Origin of the sequence: Sessilibacter corallicola, from assembly GCF_021290925.1 — a bacterium.
GTDB classification, from domain to species: Bacteria; Pseudomonadota; Gammaproteobacteria; order Pseudomonadales; family Cellvibrionaceae; genus Sessilibacter; species Sessilibacter corallicola.
Window position 1 is genome coordinate 275001 of sequence record NZ_JAJSLX010000002.1, and the last position, 24265, is coordinate 299265.

19 protein-coding genes and 2 rRNA genes (1 of these 21 running past the window's edge) are annotated in these 24265 nt (G+C 43.4%); 17 read left to right on the forward strand and 4 right to left on the reverse strand.

Annotated features, from left to right (window positions below; genetic code table 11):
• Positions 1-2603 (forward strand): 23S ribosomal RNA (locus LU361_RS08535) (it extends 266 nt beyond the left edge of the window).
• A gap of 280 nt (positions 2604-2883) precedes the next feature.
• Positions 2884-2999 (forward strand): 5S ribosomal RNA (gene rrf, locus LU361_RS08540).
• Positions 3000-3528: 529 nt separating this feature from the next.
• Here rrf and LU361_RS08545 read toward each other — a convergent pair.
• The 4 genes from LU361_RS08545 to LU361_RS08560 form a co-directional block, all read right to left on the reverse strand.
• Positions 3529-4224, reverse strand: coding sequence for an OmpA family protein (locus LU361_RS08545; protein ID WP_233088436.1), 696 nt, complete (start codon positions 4222-4224; stop codon positions 3529-3531).
• A gap of 231 nt (positions 4225-4455) precedes the next feature.
• Positions 4456-4725, reverse strand: a complete 270-nt coding sequence (gene rpsT, locus LU361_RS08550; RefSeq protein WP_233088437.1) for a 30S ribosomal protein S20 — start codon at positions 4723-4725, stop codon at positions 4456-4458.
• A gap of 198 nt (positions 4726-4923) precedes the next feature.
• Positions 4924-5331 carry a hypothetical protein gene (locus LU361_RS08555; protein ID WP_233088438.1) on the reverse strand — a complete coding sequence of 136 codons (408 nt, stop codon included), beginning with the start codon at positions 5329-5331 and terminating at the stop codon, positions 4924-4926.
• Positions 5332-6119: 788 nt separating this feature from the next.
• Positions 6120-6431: a YebG family protein gene (locus LU361_RS08560; protein WP_233088439.1), complete on the reverse strand. Its 312-nt coding sequence runs from the start codon at positions 6429-6431 to the stop codon at positions 6120-6122.
• A gap of 164 nt (positions 6432-6595) precedes the next feature.
• Here LU361_RS08560 and murJ point away from each other — a divergent pair, with 164 nt between their 5' ends.
• From murJ to LU361_RS08640, 15 genes are all read left to right on the forward strand, one after another.
• Positions 6596-8188, forward strand: coding sequence for a murein biosynthesis integral membrane protein MurJ (gene murJ / locus LU361_RS08565; RefSeq protein ID WP_434064662.1), 1593 nt, complete (start codon positions 6596-6598; stop codon positions 8186-8188).
• 71 nt (positions 8189-8259) lie between these two features.
• The gene (ribF, locus tag LU361_RS08570) at positions 8260-9219 is read left to right on the forward strand and encodes a bifunctional riboflavin kinase/FAD synthetase (protein ID WP_233088440.1); all 960 of its coding nucleotides are present in this window, start codon (positions 8260-8262) and stop codon (positions 9217-9219) included.
• 93 nt (positions 9220-9312) lie between these two features.
• A complete protein-coding gene (gene ileS / locus LU361_RS08575; RefSeq protein WP_233088441.1) occupies positions 9313-12111 on the forward strand; it encodes an isoleucine--tRNA ligase in 2799 nt (932 codons plus the stop codon).
• Between the two features lie 59 nt (positions 12112-12170).
• A complete protein-coding gene (gene lspA, locus LU361_RS08580) occupies positions 12171-12677 on the forward strand; it encodes a signal peptidase II (protein WP_233088442.1) in 507 nt (168 codons plus the stop codon).
• Between the two features lie 19 nt (positions 12678-12696).
• Positions 12697-13146 (forward strand): FKBP-type peptidyl-prolyl cis-trans isomerase, encoded by a 450-nt coding sequence (locus tag LU361_RS08585; protein ID WP_233088443.1) that lies wholly within the window; start codon positions 12697-12699, stop codon positions 13144-13146.
• Positions 13147-13169: 23 nt separating this feature from the next.
• A complete protein-coding gene (gene ispH / locus LU361_RS08590) occupies positions 13170-14108 on the forward strand; it encodes a 4-hydroxy-3-methylbut-2-enyl diphosphate reductase (RefSeq protein ID WP_233088444.1) in 939 nt (312 codons plus the stop codon).
• A gap of 260 nt (positions 14109-14368) precedes the next feature.
• Positions 14369-14866 carry a type IV pilin protein gene (locus tag LU361_RS08600; protein WP_286206464.1) on the forward strand — a complete coding sequence of 166 codons (498 nt, stop codon included), beginning with the start codon at positions 14369-14371 and terminating at the stop codon, positions 14864-14866.
• Positions 14867-15257: 391 nt separating this feature from the next.
• A complete protein-coding gene (locus LU361_RS08605; RefSeq protein ID WP_233088445.1) occupies positions 15258-15779 on the forward strand; it encodes a GspH/FimT family pseudopilin in 522 nt (173 codons plus the stop codon).
• 27 nt (positions 15780-15806) lie between these two features.
• Positions 15807-16283, forward strand: a complete 477-nt coding sequence (pilV, locus tag LU361_RS08610) for a type IV pilus modification protein PilV (RefSeq protein ID WP_233088446.1) — start codon at positions 15807-15809, stop codon at positions 16281-16283.
• Between the two features lie 54 nt (positions 16284-16337).
• Complete coding sequence (locus LU361_RS08615) at positions 16338-17372, forward strand: PilW family protein (protein WP_233088447.1); 1035 nt, start codon at positions 16338-16340, stop codon at positions 17370-17372.
• A 40-nt stretch (positions 17373-17412) separates the two neighbouring features.
• Positions 17413-17964, forward strand: coding sequence for a pilus assembly PilX family protein (locus LU361_RS08620; RefSeq protein ID WP_233088448.1), 552 nt, complete (start codon positions 17413-17415; stop codon positions 17962-17964).
• 62 nt (positions 17965-18026) lie between these two features.
• Entirely contained in the window at positions 18027-21503 is a 3477-nt protein-coding gene (locus LU361_RS08625; RefSeq protein ID WP_233088449.1) for a pilus assembly protein, read from the forward strand.
• A gap of 687 nt (positions 21504-22190) precedes the next feature.
• On the forward strand, positions 22191-22655 hold the full coding sequence (gene pilV / locus LU361_RS08630) for a type IV pilus modification protein PilV (protein WP_233088450.1): 465 nt from the start codon (positions 22191-22193) through the stop codon (positions 22653-22655).
• Positions 22652-23659 carry a prepilin-type N-terminal cleavage/methylation domain-containing protein gene (locus tag LU361_RS08635; RefSeq protein WP_233088451.1) on the forward strand — a complete coding sequence of 336 codons (1008 nt, stop codon included), beginning with the start codon at positions 22652-22654 and terminating at the stop codon, positions 23657-23659. The genes pilV (LU361_RS08630) and LU361_RS08635 overlap by 4 nt, the downstream gene beginning before the upstream one ends.
• A gap of 12 nt (positions 23660-23671) precedes the next feature.
• Positions 23672-24211, forward strand: coding sequence for a pilus assembly PilX family protein (locus LU361_RS08640; protein ID WP_233088452.1), 540 nt, complete (start codon positions 23672-23674; stop codon positions 24209-24211).
• Positions 24212-24265 lie beyond the last annotated feature (54 nt).

Below are 24265 nucleotides of genomic sequence, written 5' to 3' on the forward strand. Positions count from 1 at the left end.
ATTGTTGTGTTAGTGGAACCTTCTGGAAAGTTGGACGATACAGGGTGATAGTCCCGTACACGAAGACACAGTAGTAACATATTAAGTAGGTCGGGACACGTGTTATCTTGACTGAAGATGGGGGGACCATCCTCCAAGGCTAAATACTCCTAACTGACCGATAGTGAACCAGTACCGTGAGGGAAAGGCGAAAAGAACCCCTGTGAGGGGAGTGAAATAGATCCTGAAACCGTGTGCGTACAAGCAGTCGGAGCAGACTTGTTCTGTGACGGCGTACCTTTTGTATAATGGGTCAGCGACTTATTGTCTGTAGCAAGGTTAACCAATTAGGGGAGCCGTAGAGAAATCGAGTCTTAATAGGGCGACAGTTGCAGGCAATAGACCCGAAACCCGGCGATCTACCCATGGCCAGGTTGAAGGTGCCGTAACAGGCACTGGAGGACCGAACCGTCGTATGTTGAAAAATGCTCGGATGAGCTGTGGGTCGGAGTGAAAGGCTAATCAAGCCGGGAGATAGCTGGTTCTCCCCGAAAACTATTTAGGTAGTGCGTCATGTCTCACCCTCGGGGGTAGAGCACTGTTTGGGCTAGGGGGTCATCCCGACTTACCAACCCCATGCAAACTCCGAATACCGAGGAGTGCAATCATGGCAGACAGACGGTGGGTGCTAACGTCCATCGTCGAGAGGGCAACAACCCAGACCGCCAGCTAAGGTCCCAAATTACAGTTAAGTGGGAAACGATGTGGGAAGGCTTAGACAGCTAGGAGGTTGGCTTAGAAGCAGCCATCCTTTAAAGAAAGCGTAATAGCTCACTAGTCGAGTCGGCCTGCGCGGAAGATTTAACGGGGCTCAAACTGTAAACCGAAGCTGCGGATGCTTTTAGCATGGTAGGGGAGCGTTCTGTAAGCCGCTGAAGGTGAGTTGTAAAGCTTGCTGGAGGTATCAGAAGTGCGAATGCTGACATGAGTAACGATAAAGGGAGTGAAAAACTCCCTCGCCGGAAGACCAAGGTTTCCTGTCCAACGTTAATCGGGACAGGGTTAGTCGGCCCCTAAGGCGAGGCTGAAAGGCGTAGTCGATGGGAAGCAGGTTAATATTCCTGCACTTTTTATTACTGCGATGGAGGGACGGAGAAGGCTAGGCTAGCACGGCGTTGGTTGTCCGTGTTTAAGCGCGTAGGCTGAGGACTTAGGCAAATCCGGGTCCTTAAGGCTGAGACGTTATGACGAGCTCACTTGTGAGTGAAGTAGTTGATGCCCTGCTTCCAGGAAAAGCTTCTAAGCATAGGTAATAAAGAACCGTACTCTAAACCGACACAGGTGGTCAGGTAGAGAATACCAAGGCGCTTGAGAGAACTCGGGTGAAGGAACTAGGCAAAATGGTACCGTAACTTCGGGAGAAGGTACGCCGCTTTTGGTGATGGGACTTGCTCCCTAAGCTGAGGGTGGTCGAAGTGACCCGGTGGCTGCAACTGTTTATTAAAAACATAGCACTCTGCAAACACGTAAGTGGACGTATAGGGTGTGACGCCTGCCCGGTGCCGGAAGGTTAATTGATGGGGTTAGCATTAGCGAAGCTCTTGATCGAAGCCCCGGTAAACGGCGGCCGTAACTATAACGGTCCTAAGGTAGCGAAATTCCTTGTCGGGTAAGTTCCGACCTGCACGAATGGCGTAATGATGGCCACGCTGTCTCCACCCGAGACTCAGTGAAATTGAATTCGCAGTTAAGATGCTGCGTTCCCGCGGCTAGACGGAAAGACCCCGTGAACCTTTACTATAGCTTGACACTGAACTCTGAGCCTACTTGTGTAGGATAGCTGGGAGGCTTTGAAACTGTGACGCCAGTTGCAGTGGAGCCAATCTTGAAATACCAGCCTGGTATGTTTGGGGTTCTAACGCCGGCCCATTATCTGGGTTGCGGACAGTGTCTGGTGGGTAGTTTGACTGGGGCGGTCTCCTCCCAAAGAGTAACGGAGGAGCACGAAGGTTGGCTAATCATGGTCGGAAATCATGAGGTTAGTGTAATGGCACAAGCCAGCTTGACTGAGAGACTGACACGTCGATCAGGTACGAAAGTAGGTCATAGTGATCCGGTGGTTCTGTATGGAAGGGCCATCGCTCAACGGATAAAAGGTACTCCGGGGATAACAGGCTGATACCGCCCAAGAGTTCACATCGACGGCGGTGTTTGGCACCTCGATGTCGGCTCATCACATCCTGGGGCTGAAGCCGGTCCCAAGGGTATGGCTGTTCGCCATTTAAAGTGGTACGCGAGCTGGGTTTAGAACGTCGTGAGACAGTTCGGTCCCTATCTGCCGTGGGCGTTGGAAAGTTGAGAAGAGTTGCTCCTAGTACGAGAGGACCGGAGTGAACGAACCTCTGGTGTTCGGGTTGTCATGCCAATGGCATTGCCCGGTAGCTATGTTCGGACGGGATAACCGCTGAAAGCATCTAAGCGGGAAGCCTCCTTCAAGATAAGCTTTCCCTGGGATCTTGAATCCCCTGAAGGGCCGTTGAAGACTACGACGTTGATAGGCTGGGTGTGGAAGCGTTGTGAGGCGTTGAGCTAACCAGTACTAATTGCCCGTGAGGCTTGACCATATAACTGAAGACATTGGTTGAGCGACAAGACTTGATGTAACCAAAACTTACATTAAGCAAACGATACATCGACAGAGTGAACAGACTCAGATCGAACGATCGATTCAAACAAAGCAGTAACACTATTACTTGAGAAGTAAGCTAATTACTTCTAAACTTCCGCCACCCTATTGCGTGATTGTGTTGACACTTGAGCGTCGTTACTAATGCCTGAAAAGGAAAGAGGTAACTGGACATAAAAGCTTAAGAAAACAGAAAAGCACAAACACCTACAGAATTGCTTGACGACCATAGAGTATTGGAACCACCTGAATCCATCCCGAACTCAGTAGTGAAACGATACATCGCCGATGGTAGTGTGGGGATTCCCCATGTGAGAGTAGGTCATCGTCAAGCTCTTAAATCTAAAAGGGCCATCCTAAGCGGATGGCCCTTTTTTTATGGTTCATGTTTATGGTTCAGGGGTTATGCAGTGATGGGTTACTCATTGCCTGATTCTGATTCTTCTCTTTCTTCTGTCCCAACTTCTATCCCGGCACGCTAACCTTCTTGCTAGTGGATGCTTAGTTCCGAAAACCTTAGCTCTAACAAAATATGGTTGAGGCAGAGCTCATCATTCACTTCATTTTTTCAGTTCTTGACTAGGTTTTTCTAAGTTTATCTTACAGATCTGATCCATCTATCTTTTGCTTTTATACTTGACTCTAAATGTAAATTGGCTGTTGGTGTTGTAATAGGGTTATAGACTTAGGCGTTACTTAATGTTCTATACAGGGCTGAGAGGGGTTTAAAAAGCCCGGCATATAGCCGGGTAAGGTATGGCGAGTGCTAGTTGGAGAGGGAGTAGGCTGACTCTATTTTGAGCCAACCGAAAATAGGTTAATGGGTAGTTAGTTAATTAAAAGGTCAGTGGTATTCTCCAAACTTAAAAGCGCGAAACAAAACTGTTGCCGTCAGTCAAAAAGTCTATATCGACTCGGCGCTCTAGCGCATAAGCTTCCCGATCACCCTTAGGGGCTTGCGAGTAGTTCTCGCCTTCACCACGGGTGTCGATTCGATACTCCTCTACACCCATTTCGATTAATTTGTCTTTCACTGCTTTTGCTCGGTATTGAGATAGGACATTGTTGTAATCGTCGTTACCTCTAGGGTCTGTATGGCCTGTTAGCTCAATTGAGATATCTGGGTTATTCAGTAAAACTTCTGCAATTGAATCTACTACTGAAGAGGCATCAGTGTTGAGTTGATCTGAATTGGTCGAAAAGAAAACTCGCATCGGTAGGCTTTCGAGCTGAAGTTTATAGGGTTCAGATTGGTTGGTTTGTTCTACCAATAATGCTTGATTCACAACAAGTTCCTCTTCTAGCGCCGTGATTTTCTCCTCGGCAAGTGTTAATGATGTTGTAGCCTCATCAGCTTGTTTAATTTCTTCTCCCAAATAACCGCCCGCTAGAGCACCGACTACAAAGCCTACTGGACCGCCGATAATAGTGCCGACGATGGTGGTGGTAGCGAATGTTGCGCCTTGTTTTGCTTCCGTCACGGTAGTAGCAGCCAAGCTTTGGTTTGAGTGTGCAATCAATGCGAGTGATAAGGTGGTTATAGCTGCGAACTTTTTCATAGTCTTTTCCCTGAGTTTTGAATTTGTTGGTGTTTATTGCTTCGATGAGGTTATTAAACACAGGGAAGTAGGCGCTGACGTGGGAGAGTTCTGGCAATACTGAGAGGAAATATGGCGAATTATGGCAGTTAATTAATTTTTACGGAGTGAGGGCGTTTGGCTGGATAATGAAAGTGTAAAAACAAAAAAGGCCGCTTAATGCGACCTTTTTAGTGTTTGAAGCAAGTAAGCTTAAGCAGCGCTTAGAGCTTTAACTTGTGCATTCAAACGGCTCTTGTGACGAGCGGCTTTATTCTTATGAATAATGCCTTTGTCTGCAATTCGATCAATAACAGGTACCGCAGCCGCGTACGCTGCTTTAGCTGCTTCTTGGTCACCGGCTGCAATGGCTGCATTAACTTTTTTAATATAAGTACGCACCATTGAGCGCAGGCTGGCGTTGTGCTGACGCGCTTTATCGTTTTGGCGAGCACGTTTTTTTGCTTGAGGTGAATTTGCCACCGTGTTGCTCCTGTGAATGGGCTGTTAAAACTAAGGACGCAGCATTATGCGTTTTTTTTGGGCTGTGTCAATTCCTAATGATAAGTTTTTCTCACCATTCTCGAAATACTCGTGAATTCGGGCCTTGAGGAAGGGAGTATTGGGTGAGATGAGCACGGGATTACTCCAGTAATCCCGGTAGAGTGGCTCGGAGTGAATCTAGAAGCTGGATCGAGAGCGATTCTGCCCTAAGTTCACTGAAAGCCTCTTTGGCTCTTTAGCGAGTGCTTGTGCTAGCTTTTTGTCTAGACCTTGAGGATAGGTGCTCGGTATTACCGCGTAGTTCAACTGAATGCCTTTGTCGGGAGCGGTTTGGTATGTTCCTCTAGATGCTGTTTTTTCGCATTCTATTCGGCTTCTACAGCCGATTTCCTCAATAGCTAGAGCTAATCTTCGAGCGTAGGTTTTATCGAGTCCGTGTTTGATTGTATTAGCTTGTCCAGAGAACAAGCTTCGTAATTGCTTTCCACACTTGATACCGAAGCGGTCAGCAAAGGCAATCATTGCGGCTTCTTTACTCTTTCCAGGGCAGGTTTCGCCCCAAAATACAACTTTATAAGTATTCATAGCATCGTGTGTTTAAAATAATGGAAAAACAGTAACGTTTTCCTGTGGTTTAAATGGCTAATTTAAAAATAATAAAACCAGAGGTAACGATTATTCAAAAATATAGAGTGTTATTGGCTTATCTAACTTAATTTCTTTGGGTTTTTAAAACTAATGTGTAGTTAAACTTTGACTTATCTCATACGATTATTATAAGACTAGAATTGTTCAATGTAAAAGTGTGATTTAGTCCACAGTAAATTTAAAAATACATCAAAGATGTCAGTTTTTTGACGAAGTTATTTTTACCAATGATATTTATAAGAATGTCGTGCCAATTTAAATGGAATAAACCAACCTAGGTAATCCTAATATTAGTTTCTCTTTTTATTTGAATTTTTAGAAATTAGAAAACGTATTTTTATTTTGAATAATAGATAAAAACTAAATGTTAGGAGTTGATACTATAAGCGAGTGTTTGTGCAAGATTGGGATTTCAGAAAATTAATTATTATTAAATTTTAATTAAGTATTTTCTGAATTTTCTTACACGTAAAAATGAGAGAGGAATTGTGGGTTTAAAATACGACATGGAATTGGTTGCGCTAAAAAATATGGAATCCTTTCCAAAATGATTTCCCTAAATTGTTTTTAAACTTTGATTTTAATCCGTGTAATCAAATTCTCGCGCTAAATCTCTCAGTAAATCCTTTACTGTTTCCGTGAGTTTAATAATGTGTCCTTGGTATCAATCGCTAGGGGTAACGAAATAAAATTATTTTGTAGAAAATGAATCAAACTTAAAAAGTTTAAGAAACTTCACTGAGTTGAGTTAGATTGTCTGCATTAGAGTGGGAGTCGGAGGGCTCATTAGGTTGAGTGAGTTCTTCGAGTAGAACGTCTGGTTTGCCTTTACACGCTTTGGCAAGTGCATCTCGACGTTTTGCCAATACGAGGCCAATTTTTTCGGCGGATTCCTCATCAAGACCATCAACTTGGTTTTCAATTAAGCTGGTGATGTTAGCTGCCAGCTCAAGCATGCTGTCGTGTTCTTCTGCGTCTTTTTTGTTGTCAAACATAGCGCCATCTCGATCACATTTCCAAACGGTTACAACTGCCATCAGTGTCTCCTTGTTAAATACTGTATGTGTGTACAGTATTTTAACTTGCGTTCTGGGTCAAGTACTTTTTCGTCACTCAGTACATTAAACAGAGGTATTCACTGATGTAGCATTCGCTATTTGTAACTATGGTGAGTTAAACTGCGGCGTTTTAATCGGGGGAAATGAACTTGACAGATAATCAAAAAGGTTCGCAGAAAAAGAGCCTGTTTCGTTCAAGTTCAATCGTCAGCGCTATGACGATGAGTTCCCGTGTTCTTGGTCTAGTAAGGGATATTTGTTTTGCTCGCTTTATCGGTGCACAAGCTGGCGCCGATGCGTTTTATGTTGCTTTTAAGGTTCCGAATTTTTTTCGGCGACTGTTCGCTGAGGGTGCCTTCGCTCAAGCTTTCGTTCCTGTCCTCAGTGAATACCGCAATAATGGCAGTCACAAAGCAGTTCGACTTCTTATTGATAACATCTGCGGAGTACTCGGATCCGTTCTGCTCGTTTTTACAGTGCTAGCAATCGTTGGCTCTCCTGTTGTAGCGACGCTATTTGCTCCAGGGTTTACTGCTGATAAAGAAAAATTCACTCTCGCCTCTGAGCTGCTTAAGCTTACTTTCCCATATTTGTTTTTAATCTCGATGACAGGATTTGCTGGAGCGATACTTAACAGCTATGACCGATTCGCTATTCCGGCATTAACGCCAATTTGGCTAAATGTTTGTTTGATAGTTTCGGCGGTTTTTGTAGCCCCTTATTTCGACCAACCGGTTTACGCATTAGCTTGGGGAGTGCTGGTTGCAGGAATTGTTCAGTTATTATTTCAGTTGCCGTTTTTAGCAAGATTGCAGCTCATGCCAAGACCGAAGCTGAATTGGCGCCATGAGGGGGTAACTAAGGTATTGATGCTGATGGCTCCAGCGATCTTTGGCGTTTCGGTCAGTCAGCTTAACTTGTTGCTCGATACCGTTTTGGCGTCACTGCTTCCCACAGGAAGTGTGTCTTGGTTGTATTATTCCGATCGACTGTCCGAGCTTCCTCTTGGTGTATTTGGTGTTGCCATTGCTACGGTGATTCTTCCTAGCTTGTCGAGATTACACGCTGGAGAGAATCCAAAAACCTTCAGTATTACCCTAGATTGGGCCATTAAGATGGTGACCCTAATTGCGCTTCCTGCCGCTATCGCACTGTTTATACTGGCCAACCCAATATTAACGACCTTGTTTCACTACGGTAAAACGACAGCCTTTGATATTGAGATGTCTTCGCTCAGCTTACGCGCATACTCTCTTGGATTACTGGCATTCATGCTGATTAAAGTGTTGGCTCCTGGCTATTACGCGCGCCAAGATATGAAAACACCAGTGAAGATCGGTATTAAAGCAATGGCGGCGAACATGATTTTCAATATTTTGCTGGTTGTGCCGTTGTATTACCTGTTCAACATTGGTCATGTCGGTTTGGCGTTAGCGACGTCTCTGTCCGCATTTTTGAACGCAGGATGGCTCTACTGGGGGCTCGTTAAGGGTGAAGTTTACCAACCTCAGCCGGGTTGGCGGCTTATGTTTTTTAGAATGCTAAGCGCTAATACTTTAATGGCCATTGTATTGGTAGTTGGACTGTTTTTATTACCTAGTTGGGTTGAGCAAACAGTATTGGCGCGCATTGTATGGCTTTTAATCCTTTGCTTGGCCGGCGCTGGCACCTACTTGCTGGCATTGTTTGTTACTGGTTTGAGGCTGCAACACTTGCGTTTATCGCATAAAGCATGAGTAAAAACACACAAGTTGAAAGTCATCGGTTATAATCGTCGCCTTTTTAACTCCGTCAGCGGATCATGATTGTGGTGGATAAGAAGGGAAAGTCAAAATCTGAGCTCATTCGCGGATTACATAATATTCGCGACCGGCATCGTGGTAATGTCGTGACTCTGGGGTCGTTTGACGGCGTTCATCTCGGACATCAGCACGTTATAAATCACTTGATCGATAAGTCAAATGAGTACGGTGTTCCATCGGTGGTGGTGATTTTTGAACCACAACCTCTGGAATTTCTAGCTCCTGAACGCGCGCCAGCGCGCTTAATGCGCTTTCGGGAAAAGGTGAATGCACTTTTTGACGCGGGAGTTGATCGTGTATTTTGTTTGCACTTTGATCAGTATTTAAGTGCTTTAAGCGCTGAAGATTTTTGTCGTAAAGTACTGATCGATGGACTTGGAACGAAGTACCTCGTGGTGGGTGACGATTTCCGATTCGGTCATGACCGCAAAGGCGATTTTGAATTTTTATGCTGCCAGGGCGAGCTGTTTGATTTCGGGGTTTCTGATACCAAAACACATCAGCATTCCGGTGAAAGGGTAAGCAGTACTCGAATTCGAGGCTGCTTAGCCAAAGGTGATGTCGAAGAAGCAGGGAAATTGCTAGGTCGACCTTATTCTATGTCTGGACGTGTTGTCTATGGCAACCAAATTGGCCGTAAACTGGGTGTTCCAACAGCAAACGTTGGGCTGAGGCGGCATCGCACTCCGTTAAGTGGTGTGTTTGCTGTAAAGGTCAAACTGCCAAACTCTGCGGAGTGTTTTGGTGTAGCGAATGTAGGTGTTAGGCCGTCAGTGGATGGAATTGCCAAACCTATTTTGGAAGTGCACCTATTTGATTTCAGCGGCAACCTATATGGAAGTAGGATCGATGTTGAGTTTTGCCAAAAGATTCGAGATGAAAAAAAATTCGAGTCGTTGGATATCCTCAAGGAAAACATCGAATCCGATATCGCTTGCGCAAAACGAATTTTTAATCTGAGTTAAACGAGTTTAAGCCTGCGGATTTTTTAGATCCGAATTAACTTTAATTTGAAACTTTAATAGAGCATTTTTGTTCGATAATTAAGCAGTATTGTTATGACTGACTACAAGAAGACACTTAATTTGCCTCAAACCAGCTTTGCTATGAAAGCTAACTTGGCTCAGCGTGAGCCAGGGTTCGTTAAACAATGGCAGGAAAATGACGTTTATTCTGCTATTCGTAAAGCACGCGCTGGTCGAGAAAAGTTTATTCTTCACGATGGACCTCCCTACGCAAATGGTGACATTCACCTAGGCCATGCAGTTAATAAAATACTGAAAGATATTATTGTAAAGTCAAAAACACTCTCTGGATTTGATGCTCCTTATGTTCCCGGGTGGGACTGTCACGGTTTGCCTATTGAACACCGTGTTGAGAAAAAAATCGGCAAGGCTGGTGTTAAGGTAGATTTCAAAACCTTCCGTCAAAAATGTCGTGATTACGCAGCAAAGCAAGTTGAAGGACAGAAGAAAGATTTTATTCGTTTGGGTGTTCTGGGTGAGTGGGATAATCCTTACTTAACCATGGATAAACAATACGAAGCTGACATCATTCGTGCGCTTGGCAAAATCATCGAAAACGGCCATTTACAAAAGGGTTATAAGCCCGTTTATTGGTCGGTAGTTGGTGGCTCAGCGTTAGCGGAAGCTGAGGTTGAATATCAAGATAAAACGTCTTTTTCAATTGACGTTAAATTCCAGGCTGTGGATCAAGCCGCTGTCAAAGCGAAATTTGGTGCTGATTCCGTTGCCGGCAATGTGTTTGTTGTTATCTGGACCACAACTCCGTGGACTTTACCTGCAAACCAAGCTGTAAGTTTGAATGAAGAACTTGATTACGTTCTTGTTTCTGCTGGCAATGAACTGTACGTATTGGCCGAAGCGCTCGCAGAATCTGTCATGCAGCGATCTGAAATTGAAGAGTACGAAATTGTCGGTCGTTGCAAAGGTTCCGAACTGGAGCTTCAAAAACTTCAACATCCATTCTATGACGACCGCCAGGTGCCATTAATTTTGGGTGATCACGTCACCACTGACGCTGGTACCGGTTGTGTGCATACCGCGCCTGATCACGGCGGTGAGGATTTCGCGGTCTCTCAAAAATACAACATCGCGACATTGAATTATTTAGATGATTCCGGAATTTACCGTGAAAACGTTCCGTTATTTGCGGGTGAGCATGTTTACAAAGTTGATGAAAAAGTCATTGCAGTTTTAAAGGAGCGCGAAGCGCTTCTGTGCGAAGGAAAAATTGTTCATAGCTTCCCGCATTGCTGGAGAACAAAGACACCATTAATTTTCCGCGCCACGCCTCAATGGTTTATCAGCCTCACTAAGAGCAATTTGCAATCTAGAGTTTTGGATTCGGTTGACAAGGTTGATTGGATTCCTGGCTGGGGTAAAGCTCGTATTGAATCCATGCTAGCAAACAGTCCTGATTGGTGTATCTCTCGTCAGCGCACCTGGGGTGCTCCTATTGCATTGTTTGTGCACAAGCAAACAGAAGAGCTTCACCCTCGTACGCCGGAACTGATTGAAGAGGTTGCTAAGCTTGTTGAAAAAGAAGGTATGGATGCTTGGTTTGATTTAGAGCCCGAATCTCTGTTGGGTGAAGAAGCTAATGACTACCAAAAAGTTACCGATACGTTGGATGTTTGGTTCGACTCGGGTGTGTCTCATCATGCGGTTGTAAATCGCAGAGAAAACTTAAGTTTTCCTGCTGACCTCTATCTTGAAGGTTCAGATCAGCATCGGGGTTGGTTCCAATCTTCATTAAAAACGAGTTTGGCAATTAATGAGCAGCCGCCTTATAAAGCGGTTTTGACGCATGGATTCCTGGTCGATTCCAACGGTCACAAGTTATCCAAATCGGGTGATAACGCCATTCCACCACAAAAAGTTTTACAGGAGCTGGGTGCAGACATTTTGCGCTTATGGGTAAGTGCTACCGACTTTAGCGGTGAAATGAGCGCTTCTCAAGAGATCCTAAAACGTACCGCAGATTCGTATCGAAGAATTCGAAATACGGCGCGCTTCTTGTTAAGTAATATTCCTGATTTTGATCCGTCGAAAGATTTATTGCCTCCTGAGGAGCTTTTGTCTTTGGACGCTTGGGCAATTGCGAGAACCGCAGAGCTGCAAGAAGCCTTGAAAAAAGATTACGACAGTTATCAACTGCATTTGCTGTATCACAAGTTGCATAATTTCTGCAGTGTTGAGTTGGGTGGTTTTTATCTCGATATTATTAAAGATCGCCTTTACACCACCTCTGCAGACAGCAAAGCCAGACGATCCGCGCAAACTGCGGTTTATTGGATTATTGAAGCGTTGGTTCGCTGGATTGCACCTATCTTGAGTTTTACTGCAGAAGAAATTTGGGCGGCACTGCCAAAGTCCGATCGAGAAGAAACCGTCTTCACGGCTGAATGGTTGGCGTTACCTGAAGTTTCAGCTGATTTGGAATACTGGAAACTCATCTCCAAAATTAAATCTTCCGTAAACAAAGTTATTGAAGATCAAAGAGCTGCTGGTGCGATTGGTGGTGGTTTGTCTGCCAATGTAGTTCTTTATGCAGATAATGAATTCTACGATGCAGCTGAAAAATTAGGCGATGAATTGCGCTTTGTTTTGATTACCTCTGGTGCCCGAGTTGAAAAATTGGACCAAGCGACCGATGACGCTTGCGAGACTGATCTAAATGAACTCAAAGTGGCTGTTGCGAAAGCATCCGGCAGTAAATGTGTTCGTTGTTACCACGTTCTTGACAGTGTTGGTAGTGTCGATGCTCACCCTGAAATTTGTCCTCGATGTGTGACCAATATTGAGCAAGGCGGTGAGGTACGAGAATTTGCCTAACCGTAAGAAATTGAACGCTGGGTTTTGTTGCCGTTGGTCTTCAGGAGTGGGTGAGTAGCTTGATTAAAATTTCAAAAACAGCGTGGTTGTGGTATCTCCTCGCTGGCATCGTGATATTACTGGATCAGGTTTCTAAACATGCCGTTAGTGCAAATTTGGAAATGCATTCTCCTGTGATTTTTACGTCATTTTTTAATTTTACACTGATGCATAATCATGGGGCTGCTTTCAGCTTCCTCAGTGATGCCGGTGGTTGGCAGCGTTATTTATTTTCTGGCTTGGCAGCGGTAGTGAGTATTGGACTGGTAATTTGGCTTGCCAGAATCCCAGCGGAGAAACGTTGGGAGCCGATAGCGTTAGCGCTTGTGCTCGGTGGTGCGATTGGCAATTTATACGATCGGGTAACATTGGGGTATGTCGTTGATTTTATAGTGGTTCATTACAATGACTATTATTGGCCTGCATTTAATGTGGCTGATTCCGCGATCAGTATTGGCGCTATAATGCTTTTAATTGATGCTTTAGTGAGTCCTAACACAGAAAAGCCATCGCCTGAAAAAAATTGAATAAACAGTGATGATATCTATGGGTGATTTAACGATTGGTCCTGGCACGCGAGTGACCTTACATTTTGCTCTCAAATTGGACAACGGTGAAGTTGTGGATTCGACGTTTGGGGGAGAGCCTGCCACCTTTGATGTGGGCGACGGTAATTTGCTCGAAGGCTTCGAGCGGGCATTATTTGGTATGTCATCGGGAAACAAAGAAACCTTAGTCATCAAGCCTGAAAACGGATTTGGTCAACGAAATCCGCAAAACATTCAAGAGATTCCTCGCTCTGAATTCGATCCCGCGATTGAGATGTCAGAGGGGTTGATGTTGTCATTTGCCGATGCACAAAATACTGAGTTACCGGGTGTTGTCAGCAGTTTTGATGAGCAAACCGTAAAAATTGATTTTAACCACCCGTTATCAGGTCGCGATATCCATTTCGAAGTTGAAATTATTGATATCGCTCCTGTTACCACGCATTAATACGGCCTAATTACATTTGTTGTATGGAAATTAAACTTGCTAACCCTCGTGGATTTTGTGCTGGCGTAGATCGCGCAATTGATATTGTTAATCGGGCACTGGATGTTTTTGGGGCTCCTATATATGTGCGCCATGAGGTTGTTCACAACAAATTTGTGGTTGACTCACTTCGCAATCGAGGCGCTGTTTTTGTCGATGAACTTCACCAGGTACCTGATGAAGCCTTGGTAATTTTCAGTGCCCACGGGGTATCGAAAGCCGTCCAAAAGGAAGCCGAACGTCGTGGCTTGAAAGTATTTGACGCTACCTGTCCATTGGTTACCAAAGTGCATATGGAAGTACTCAGGTTCAGCCGGAATGGTCAAGAGTGTGTGTTGATTGGTCATTCTGGTCACCCTGAGGTGGAGGGGACCATGGGTCAGTATGATCATGCGGCTGGTGGTGAGATGTACCTTGTTGAAAATGAGCAAGATGCGCAAGCGCTGGCTGCGACGGTCAAGAATCCTGAGAATTTGTCCTACGTAACCCAAACCACTTTGTCAGTTGACGACACTTCTCGTGTCATCGACGCGCTTAAGCAGGTGTTTCCCAAAATTCGCGGCCCTAAAAAAGATGATATTTGTTACGCCACCCAAAACCGCCAAGATGCAGTGAGACAATTGGCTCTGGAGTGTGACCTTGTACTGGTGGTGGGCTCGGTAAATTCTTCTAACTCTAATCGGTTGCGTGAACTTGCAGAACGTTGTGGGTCAGCGGCTTACCTCATTGATGATTCGAAAGCTTTAGACTCCACTTGGTTTGATTCTGTAAAAACAGTCGGTATTACCGCCGGTGCTTCAGCACCAGAAGTGTTAGTGAAAGGAGTCGTCGATCGTTTGGTGCAGATGGGCGCAAAATCACCGATTGAAATTGCTGGGCAGGAAGAAAATGTCCGTTTCTCCCTTCCTGTAGAACTCCGATAAGCTGTCGTTTGGGCAGCTTTTCAGTCAACCTTGACCATTCTCATTAAGCATATTTAGTTATAAAAACGAAATGTACTTGAGTGAATGGTATAAAAGGCCCGTGCCAATTCTCATATTTTCCTTTCTTTGTAAATTATTCCGATAAAGGCACCCCTGGCATATGGAAAATAGGCTTTTGGAAGTGCTATTTTAAATACAGTTCAGTTCGCCTTGGGTGAAGTTCTTCATCTAATATAATTCAAGCGTCAAGGTTAAAATTCATGAGTGTTAGTAAACGAGTTTCTGGTTTTACTTTGATTGAAGTAATCATTGTTGTGGCAATTGTCGGGATTCTTGCGGCGGTAGCTTTTCCATCATACGTAAGTCAGGTGGACAGGGGCTACAGAGCCGAAGCGCAAGGAGCCTTGACCGGTTTTGCGCAAGCGATGGAGCGATACTATACCGCCAATGGTACCTATGTTGGGGCTGAAATGGGCGGTGATCCTGCAGGAGCTCCGATCAATTTAGGTGATCCTCCGGCCCCTCCGAGAGTGTTCCCAACGCAAGCACCACTTGACGGTGGTAATCCAAGTTACAACCTATTTATTGCTCAGGCAACGGCGACCAATTACACGGTCTACGCAACTCCAAGAGCAGATGCTCGAATGGCGGGCGATGGAATCTTCGGCCTGCAATCTACTGGCCGACGGGGTTGGGACCGCAACAATAACGGCGATCCCTTCGAAGCTAATGAAACCTGCTGGAAAAAAGAGTGTTAGTTAGTAGCTAAATCGAATACAGGCTAGGCTTATATAAAGCCTAGCTTTTAAACAAGAAGAGCCCTTTCTCCTTGCAAAGAGTGACACTTTATAATCGTTGTTACTCTTTCCTGCTCCCAACCCTTCATACTTCCGATGATCTTGAGTTTATCTCATTGAAGTAGGCGTGTTTTGATATCTACAAATTGCTTTCAATATCTAAGTCATTGGGATTAATTCTGATACTCAAAAAGCTGACAAATATTAACTAATTTATTTGAGTAAATCGTAATATATACCCCAGCTAATGAGTCCCCACTAACGCTGTTGACCTAACCGCTGGTCTGCTGATTACTGAATCTCCAGTTAAGCTTAACTATCATAGAATTATCAACATTTTATAGGTGTGAATGTGAAACAAACATCGGGTTTTACCTTAATAGAACTACTGGTCACTTTAACCATTGTTTCTATATTGGTTATGTTCGCCGTACCAAATTTCACTGAAACTGCAGGTAGAAACCGTTTAGCCGCGAGTGCTAATGAGATCCTTAATTCACTGCAGTTTGCTCGAACAGAAGCGTTGCGTCGCTCTGGTAATGTTTCATTAGGCCCGATTGATGGAGCTGATTGGGGTAATGGAATTGTCGTTTATGTTGATGCCGCAGGCGGTGCCGACGGTGTTTACGATGACGGTGAAGAAATTCGTTTTTTTGATAACTTCTCCGGTAACGGCACAACATTGGTTGCTCGAGGGGTGTCTACCAACGTTTTGTTTGATGCTAGGGGTTTTGCTACTTCCAATGGCGCTGGCGCTCCCCCGGCAGAAGAAACGCTACAATTGTGTGATGACCGCCCTGCGGAAATAGGACGCAATATTAACCTATTAGTTTCTGGCTCAGTATTTCTTGCTGATGCTGATGATTGTAACTAAAAACGAGTGATTGTTTTGATCTTGAATATGAAAAAGAAATCTCAATCTGGAATTACACTCATCGAAATTCTGGTGACATTAATTATCTTGTCCATTGGTTTTTTAGGGCTTGCCAGTGTTCAGTTATTGGGAACCAGAAACGTATCGAACAGTAGCTTTCGTTCGTTAGCAACTATTTATGCTTACGATATGGTTGAACGAATGCGTGCTAATCAGGTTGGTGTTGAAAGTGGTGACTATCAAGGCGTAAGTACACTAAATGCTGTAGACCCTGGTTGCAGTCCGTGTGGTACTGCTGAACGAGCTCAACTAGATTTGTTTGAGTGGGGCAGTCTGCTGGAAGAAAATGCATTGAATGGTGGGTTACCGAATGGTTCTGGTGCAATAGATTTTGACGGAGGTAATAGGGAATACACGATTACTATTACTTGGTCTGAGAATGTTCGAGAGGATAACGGCCCTGAGACCGTTAATCAAAACTACTCTCTGGTAGTTAGGCTTTAGTTGTTAAATGATTTAAGAAACTTTTCTAGGTACAAGCATATGAGGCCAACCTTTTTGGATCGAAACCAAACAGGCTACACAATTATTGAGCTCTTGGTTGCCTTGCTCCTTGGTGCTGTTTTGCTCCTTGGAGCAATCCAAGTATTTGACAGCAGCCGCGAGGGCGCAAGGGTTCAGAATGCCATGTCGTCTATTCAGGACGGAGGTAGGTTAGCGATGGAGTTTTTGTCGAGAGATATTCGTAATGCAGATTTTAGTGGCTGTGTTACTGACCCGACATTAATCACAAACAATTTGAATCCTGCATCTGCTGCTTATGTGGCAGGCATACATGATTTTTTTGCACTTGGGGGTATCAATGGTGTTGCCGAAGCCAACGGAATGACCATTGATAATATAGATCCAGAAAACGGAGCAGTTCTAGAAACTTATGATGTTATTGACGGTACTAGCACCATATCCATTGTGGGCGCCCTTCCAGCTTGTGATGGTATTTCTGTACTCGATGCTTCTGCTGCCGATGAAGATGACCCTCTAAACTTAAGAGCGGCCTGTGATATTGATGCGGGCACTGTACTTCTTGTGAGTGACTGTAATCAAGGTGATATTTTTGTAAAAACGAACCCCGCTGGTGGTACACAAATTGAGCATACAGCAGCTCCTGTCGGAGGCTTTTCAAATCTTGGTAACACCTTCACTGAAATCTATAAAGCAGATGCTCAGATCCTAGTGCCTTTTATGCGGGAATATTTTGTCGCTGAAGGCTCAAACGGCAATAACTCTTTATATCGCAGAGATAATGGAAGTGTTCGAGAGTTGATTACTAATGTTACTGACTTTCAGGTGATCTATGGCCAAGATTCCATGCCAGCCTTAGATGGTGATGGAGCCGCAGATCTGTTTGGAGATAATTTCGCAGACATGACACGGGTTGTTTCAGCTCGTGTTTCTCTAACTGTGCGTAGTGATGAAGCTTTGATACGTGAGCCTGGAGATGCGGAAAGTCGACCCATCACCCGAACTTACTCAAGCACAACCGGAATACGTAACCGTATCGTTCAGTCTTCAATTATTGCGGTTGAGCCCTGAATATATTGAATTGAAAATAAATTAAAACAAGGTAATCGTTATGGTGTTTGTACGCTCACCTGTTCAAAAAAGAAACCAACGCGGCGCTGTTTTAATTATTAGCCTTGTTGTTTTGACGGTGTTAACTATTGTTGTTCTCTCTGCAAATAGGGGCGTTGTAGTTCAAGAAAGAATGACATCTGCTATTCGTGAATCCAATATAACTTTCCAAGCTGCTGAGTCTGGTTTAGTCGAAGCTGAGGCTTTTGTCGACGCTATACCTGGTTTGGGTGTTCTAAGTGACGCGGGGGTGGACGGACTCTACTCACAAAATAGCGGTCCGGCAGACTACAGTGATCCAGCAATTTGGGTCCCTGGAATTACTCAGCTAGCTACTGAAACTTCTCCAGGTTATGAAACACGTTATTTTGTTGAATATATAGGCCAAGCAGAGATAGAAGGTGCTGAAGAAATTAGTGTGGATTTTAGTTATGGACAAGCCCAAGTTGTCATGATCGTGCAAGTTTTTCGAGTGGTGGTTCGATCAGTAGGGCCAAATGGACAGCCGGAACGAATTATTGCGGGTTACTACAGTTCTTTTAAAGAATCGTAATTGAGGTTGAAATACCTCGATTTTACGTTGTAAAAATAAACATGAATATGCTGGTGAATTAAATGAATCAGTTGATAAAAAAGCTTTTACCAAACACATCACAGTTTGTCGTCACTGCTGCTATGACTTTTGCTGTCTGCCACAGTGCAGTTGCAGTAGATCTACCTGATCGCCCTCTTTTGACTGAGGCAAGTATTGAACCCAATGTTATGGTTGTTCTTGACGATTCGGGTTCTATGGTATTTGGTTTTTCCTTTGGTAGCTACGACCCCAGTATAAACTATGGGAATTGTCCGCCTTCTTTAGAAATTCCAACTGTTGGCAATGATTTAACTGCTTTTAATATTGCTGGTGCTGAAGAAATCGAAGCGCGGACAGATTCTGACGGTAATGCGTTTTTTACCTATCGTGGTGTTGATTATGCCTGGGGTTTTACTTCTGGATTAGATACTCGAACAGGGCTACCTCAGCGCTGTTTTAGACGAGGTGGTTCTTATCGTGTTCAATATTCAGATGATTTTGATAATCGGAGCGCGTTAATTAATAGCGGTAATTTCACGGCTTTTAGAGCCGCGGAAGGTAACTTTTGGAATTTCTATTTCTCCAATGAAGATCAGACTGACGGCGATAATTGGGGAGAGGAAGATCAAAAGTTCGGCGTAGGTGAGCGTATTGAACTTGCCCAGGATGCCGCAAAAATTTTAATGCGTAATTTGGATGGTGTCCGTATTGGTTTAGCCGGATTTGACGGCTCTGAGGGGGGCCGAATTTTGGCAGGTATCGACTCAATAGACAGACGATTTAGCTCTGCTGATGATGATACACATCGCCAGCTCATTATTGATCGAATCAATACAATTAATGCAAATGGTGCGACACCTTTAGGTGAAACCCTTGCTGAAGTATCCCGTTATTTCGTTGAAGGGTTTACCAATCAGCAAGTTGTGGTTCACCCCGACAACATTACTGGTGCAGAATCCTCTGCTAATCTTGGAAGTTTGCTACCAAATCGACCTAGGTACGAATTTGGTGTTCAAGCGCCTACTGCTTCTGACCCGGTTATACAAGCGTTCTGCCAGGAAAATTTTACTGTTTTACTTACCGATGGCGCTCCTACACAAGATAATACTATTAGTAATGGTTTGAGAAACTATGATTCCGATGGTGCAACTGGTGTATTTGACGATATTGCTTTGGCTGTTTACGACATTGATTTGCGCCCTGATTTAAATGAATTTGACGGTACTTTTGTTCGCAATAATATGTCTACATACGTGATTGCAGGCTTCGGATTAGGTGAGCAGACAGTTATTCGAAATGTTGTTAATAATGGTGTTGGCCTTGGGGTTGATCCAGGCGCTGAACCTGGGATTTTGTATCAAGCGAACAGTGGTGTCGGCTTGGTTGATGCGTTTGATGATATTTTTGAAGAAATTTTTTCGAATGCAGGTTCGCTTACCTCCGTTACATTTAATTCGGGTTCCCTGGAGATAGACACAGCCCTTTACCAAGCGACTTTTTCTCGATCCGAATTCTTATGGCAAGGTAATTTATTTGCGTTCCCATTTGATGATTCAAACCAAGTTTTCTCATCTGAGCCTATGTGGAATGCTGCTGAGGTTTTGGATGACCGTGTAGCATCGCTTCCCAACGGTCACCTTGACCGAGATATTATTACTATGGGTGCTAATGGCGACGGTATTGCTTTCACTGAAGCAAATTATGGTGCGTTGAGTGCTATGCAAAGGAATGATTTATCTGGGGGAACCGGAAATAGCAGTTTAGGAATTGACGTACTCAATTATATTCGTGGAGAGTCCAATCCCTTATTTCGAGATAGAACTACTTTTGATAACCGATTGGGCTTGTTGGGTGACATTGTAAATTCCTCTCCAGTTGAAGTTGGTGAGCCAGAAATTAATATCCCAGAATTCGGGGCTGTTGTCGGTGATGGTTCTGTTAGTGAGTTTGGTTCTGCAACTCAGCCTTACTCCTCATTTCGTGCTGCTCAAGCTAACCGTGAATCTATGGTATATACCGGTTCCAATGATGGGATGTTACATGCATTTAGAGGTGACCCTGATAACGGTGGTCAAGAGTCATTTGCGTTTATTCCGTCTATGGTCTTCGATGATTCATCGACGGAAGAAGGATTATTTTATCTAACTGATACTGAATACGAGCACCGTTTTTATGTCGACGGTGCACTGACAGCTTCTGATGTCTTCATCGATCCTAACGGCGGAACTAATAAATCTTGGCGTACAGTGTTACTCGGGGCCCTCAGGGCTGGCGGTAAAGGTATTTACGCACTTGATATAACGAACCCATCTTCTATTAACGAAGAGAATGCGCAAGACCTTGTGCTATGGGAATTCAGTGGCGTTGACGACGACGATATGGGCCATGTTTATGGCGATATCCGGGTTGCGAAAATGGCTAACGGTAAGTGGGCTGCAATTTTGGGTAATGGTTATAACAGCGCCAGTCGTGAAGCTAAAGTTTTTATTATTTTCTTTGAAGAGGGCGCTGATGGAAGCTTTACAACCGGTGATTGGGTTGAGTTAGATACTGGCGTTGGCGGTGATAATGGGATGTCTACTCCTGTTTTGGGAGATTTAGACGGTGATTTTATTCCTGATCGTATTTATGCAGGAGATTTACGCGGTAACATGTGGGTATTTGATGTCTCCGATCCAGATCAGAGAAACTGGGAGTCCGCGTATACAGCTTCGGGTGGTGCACCTAGACCTTTATTTACTGCCCTGAATGACAATGGCGATGAACAGTCAATCACAACAGTCCCAATTATTGTTAGAAATAACGAAACCGTTACATCGGGTAATGGCGCAAATGTATTAGTGTTTTTCGGTACTGGCCAGTTTATTGAAGTTAGTGATTATACAAATACTAATGATCAATCATTTTACGCTGTATGGGATCGTGGAGACGATGGGTTAGATCGTAATGATCTGGAGCCTAGAATTCTCAATTCCGTAGAAATTACAAATGCTCAAGGCAACCAGGTGACTACTCGAACCGTCGATGGTGATGAAGTCCGATGGTTTAATGGTACCGATGGTGAGTGGGGATGGTTTATGGATTTTCCTGAGCCAGGTGAACGTGTTGTAGTAGAGCCCACGATTCTTAGAGGTACTTTGTTTTTTGCTAGTTCAATACCTACAACATCTGCTTGTTCTAATGGTGGGAGTGGGTTCCTAAACAGTATTTCTACTACTGGCCTTGCACAAAGAACACCAATATTTGATACGGATGGAGATGGAAGCATAAATGACAATGATCGCGGTTTCGTGGCTGAAGCGGTGTTAGGTGGGTTGCCCTCTGGTTCTGCATTTATCGGCGGTGGCGGCGGTGGCGGCGGTGGCGGTGGCGGTCTTGGTGGCCAGTGTCCAGATGGAACTTCAGGTATTCTGCAAGCAAACACAACCTCGAATGGTGAAGTTACATTTCGATTACTTTGTCCGCCTGGTCCAGATGCACTCGGGCGCCTATCATGGCAAGAAATGCTCGCCCAATAATATTGATATAAATTCTTCTCTTACAACAGAGCTGTATTTGCAGCTCTGTTTTTCCCTCTCTTTCCCAGTTTTTATCCTCAGTTATTTCTTGCCCTCTCTTTTAATAATTTCGGTTTAATCCTTAATTCTTGCTTGTCAAGCTTTTAATACTTTTTATTGGTGGTAAAACCTAGCTTTCGATTTTCATAAGATTTTTTGTGGTTTGTTCTTTAATTATTAAATGCCCGCAATTTAAAAATACAGTGTTCACTATTGATGAATGGAAGAAAGTTTTTTGATTTTAATTTCAGATTCAAAGTGAATTTTGATTCTTTATAAAACTCACTATTTTTAATAAATAAAAAGTACTAACGCATTAGTTCTCTGTTTTTCATTTCTGGGTATTTTTATTTATATATGAGTAATTATTTTATCAGGTTGATTTTTAAATAAACTAATGATCTAGAAAATGCTGGTTATATCGGTTTTTTTAGATGTTTTCATACCGTTTGTCTCATATTTAGTACCGAACATCCCTGCTTGTCGTCTATAAATACATCCTTATATTTAATTTATTGGGAATGTTATATTTTAAACTCCATTGGATATTTAGATTTTCGTAATTTTTTGCTCTTCCAATACCGCATTTTCATTTCTAAATAAAAACCGATGTACTTTTTTGGGGCCTATGAGCTCAGTTTCTTGATCATGAAAATAAAATATCAGCTCGGTGTTTCATTAATCGAAGTGTTGGTTTCTGTGTTGTTGCTGACAATTGGTTTCTTGGGTTTGGCTGGTACACAGTTGTTAAGTGCACAAAACTTAAGTGCTAGTCATGAACGAACGCTGGCGATCTTATATGTTGAAAATATGGCGGATCGAATTAGATCTCTTCAAGAAGGGTTGGTATTTACTGCATTAAATGGGTTGGATAACGGTTCTGAAATTACTTGCGATGTTAACTGCACTTCAACTCAATTATTGCAAAGAGAATTTGTTGAGTGGAACAGACTGATAAATAATTCATCTGTTGACGGCGGTTTACCAAACGGAGCAGGAATTGTTAATTACGACGAAGGTGATGGTACGTTCGAAATAACTGTTTTCTGGACAGATTATTCAGGTGTTGAGGAAAATGAAATCGAACAATACAGCGTGCGAATAAGAATATGAAAAAATCTGGTGTTTTAATTCGTTTACCTGCTAAAAAAATAAAACTTAACCATCAAGGTTTTACCTTGATTGAGCTGTTAGTTTCATTGCTATTAACTTCCGTGTTATTGCTTGGTGTTCTCCAAGTTTTTTCTTCCAGTCGAGACGCAATTATTACTCAAAATAGATTCTCCGATATTCAGGATAGCGCTAGAGTTGCCATAGAATTTTTGGTTCGAGATATAAAAAATGCCGACTTTACTGGATGTTTGAGTGATAAATCAGAAATTACTAACCTCTTGTCTCCCGTTGGAAATTACGACCCGTCAGTGCATGAGTATTTCTCCCTGGGAGGTATCAATGCCTATGTTGCCGACGAATCCAATTTGTTAGGAGGCAAAATTATTAAACCAGATTCCGATGTCATTCAGGTTGTAAGCGCTGAACCGGCATGTCCGGCGAACAGCGAATTGAGTGTGAATACGGATACACTTGCTCCGTTAACTCTCCGAGAAGGTTGTGATATCGATGATGGTACGGTTTTGTTAGTAGCTAATTGTCGATCCGGTAATATTTTTGTAAAGACGGACGGTGTAGGCAATTTGATTGGTCATAATTCCGTTAGTGTTGAAGGTTTGCAAAATAACCAAGAAAGATTCACCGAGGTGTTTAGCGCCGACGCAACTTTAATGCGGCCCTATGTAAGAACGTATTTTATTGCCGAAGGTTTAAATGGTAATGATGCGCTGCATCTTAGAGAAGATGGTAGAAATTTTGAATTGGTCTCCAATATCTCTAATTTAAATTATGAATTTGGAATAGATACCGATTCAAACGGAACCGCAAATCTGACCGTAACAACCGACGAGTTAAGTGCTTACAGCCCTCGACGTATAGTGTCGGTTACACTAGAAATCTTAGCCACCGATACCGACAATGAAATTAACAGAATTTACGCTACCTCTGTAAATATCAGAAATCGAATGGCTCCTGCGTACTCCTTAACATTAGCTTCCGAACCCTAGGTATTAAATGCAATGAATCAACTGAGTTTGAGAAAACCTGGTCGTGAGAACGGAGCCGTACTAATAATCAGTTTGGTAATTTTATTGGTGCTTACGTTAATCGTATTAGGCTCTAGTTCCAATGCTATATTGCAGGAAAATATGACGGGTTCAATGCGACGATCATCACAACTGTTCCAAGTGGCAGAATCCGCTTTGCGCGAAGCTGAAACCAGAGTTTCGGAAATTGACGATCTCTCCATTGTTGGTGTTGAGACTGGTGTTTTTGATACCGGATTGGCTCCATCCGACTATTTTAGTGGTGATACTTGGGAAGGTAATTCGAGTGTTTTAGCGCAAGAAATTATTCCCGGTATCAATGCTCGATACTTCATTGAGTTGATAGGCGAGCAACAGCTAGATGTTGTTGCAAACGAGGTACAGGTCAATAATTCCTACGGTCAAGTTGAGGCTATTGTATCAACAGTAATATTTCGTATTGTTGTGCGAGCTAATTTAAACGATACGAATTTTTCGAAGGTTGTTTCCAGTTATTACACCGTAACACTGTAATTCTTGTTGCTGAAATAAAATTTATAACAACGCTTGATTGACGATTGAATGCAA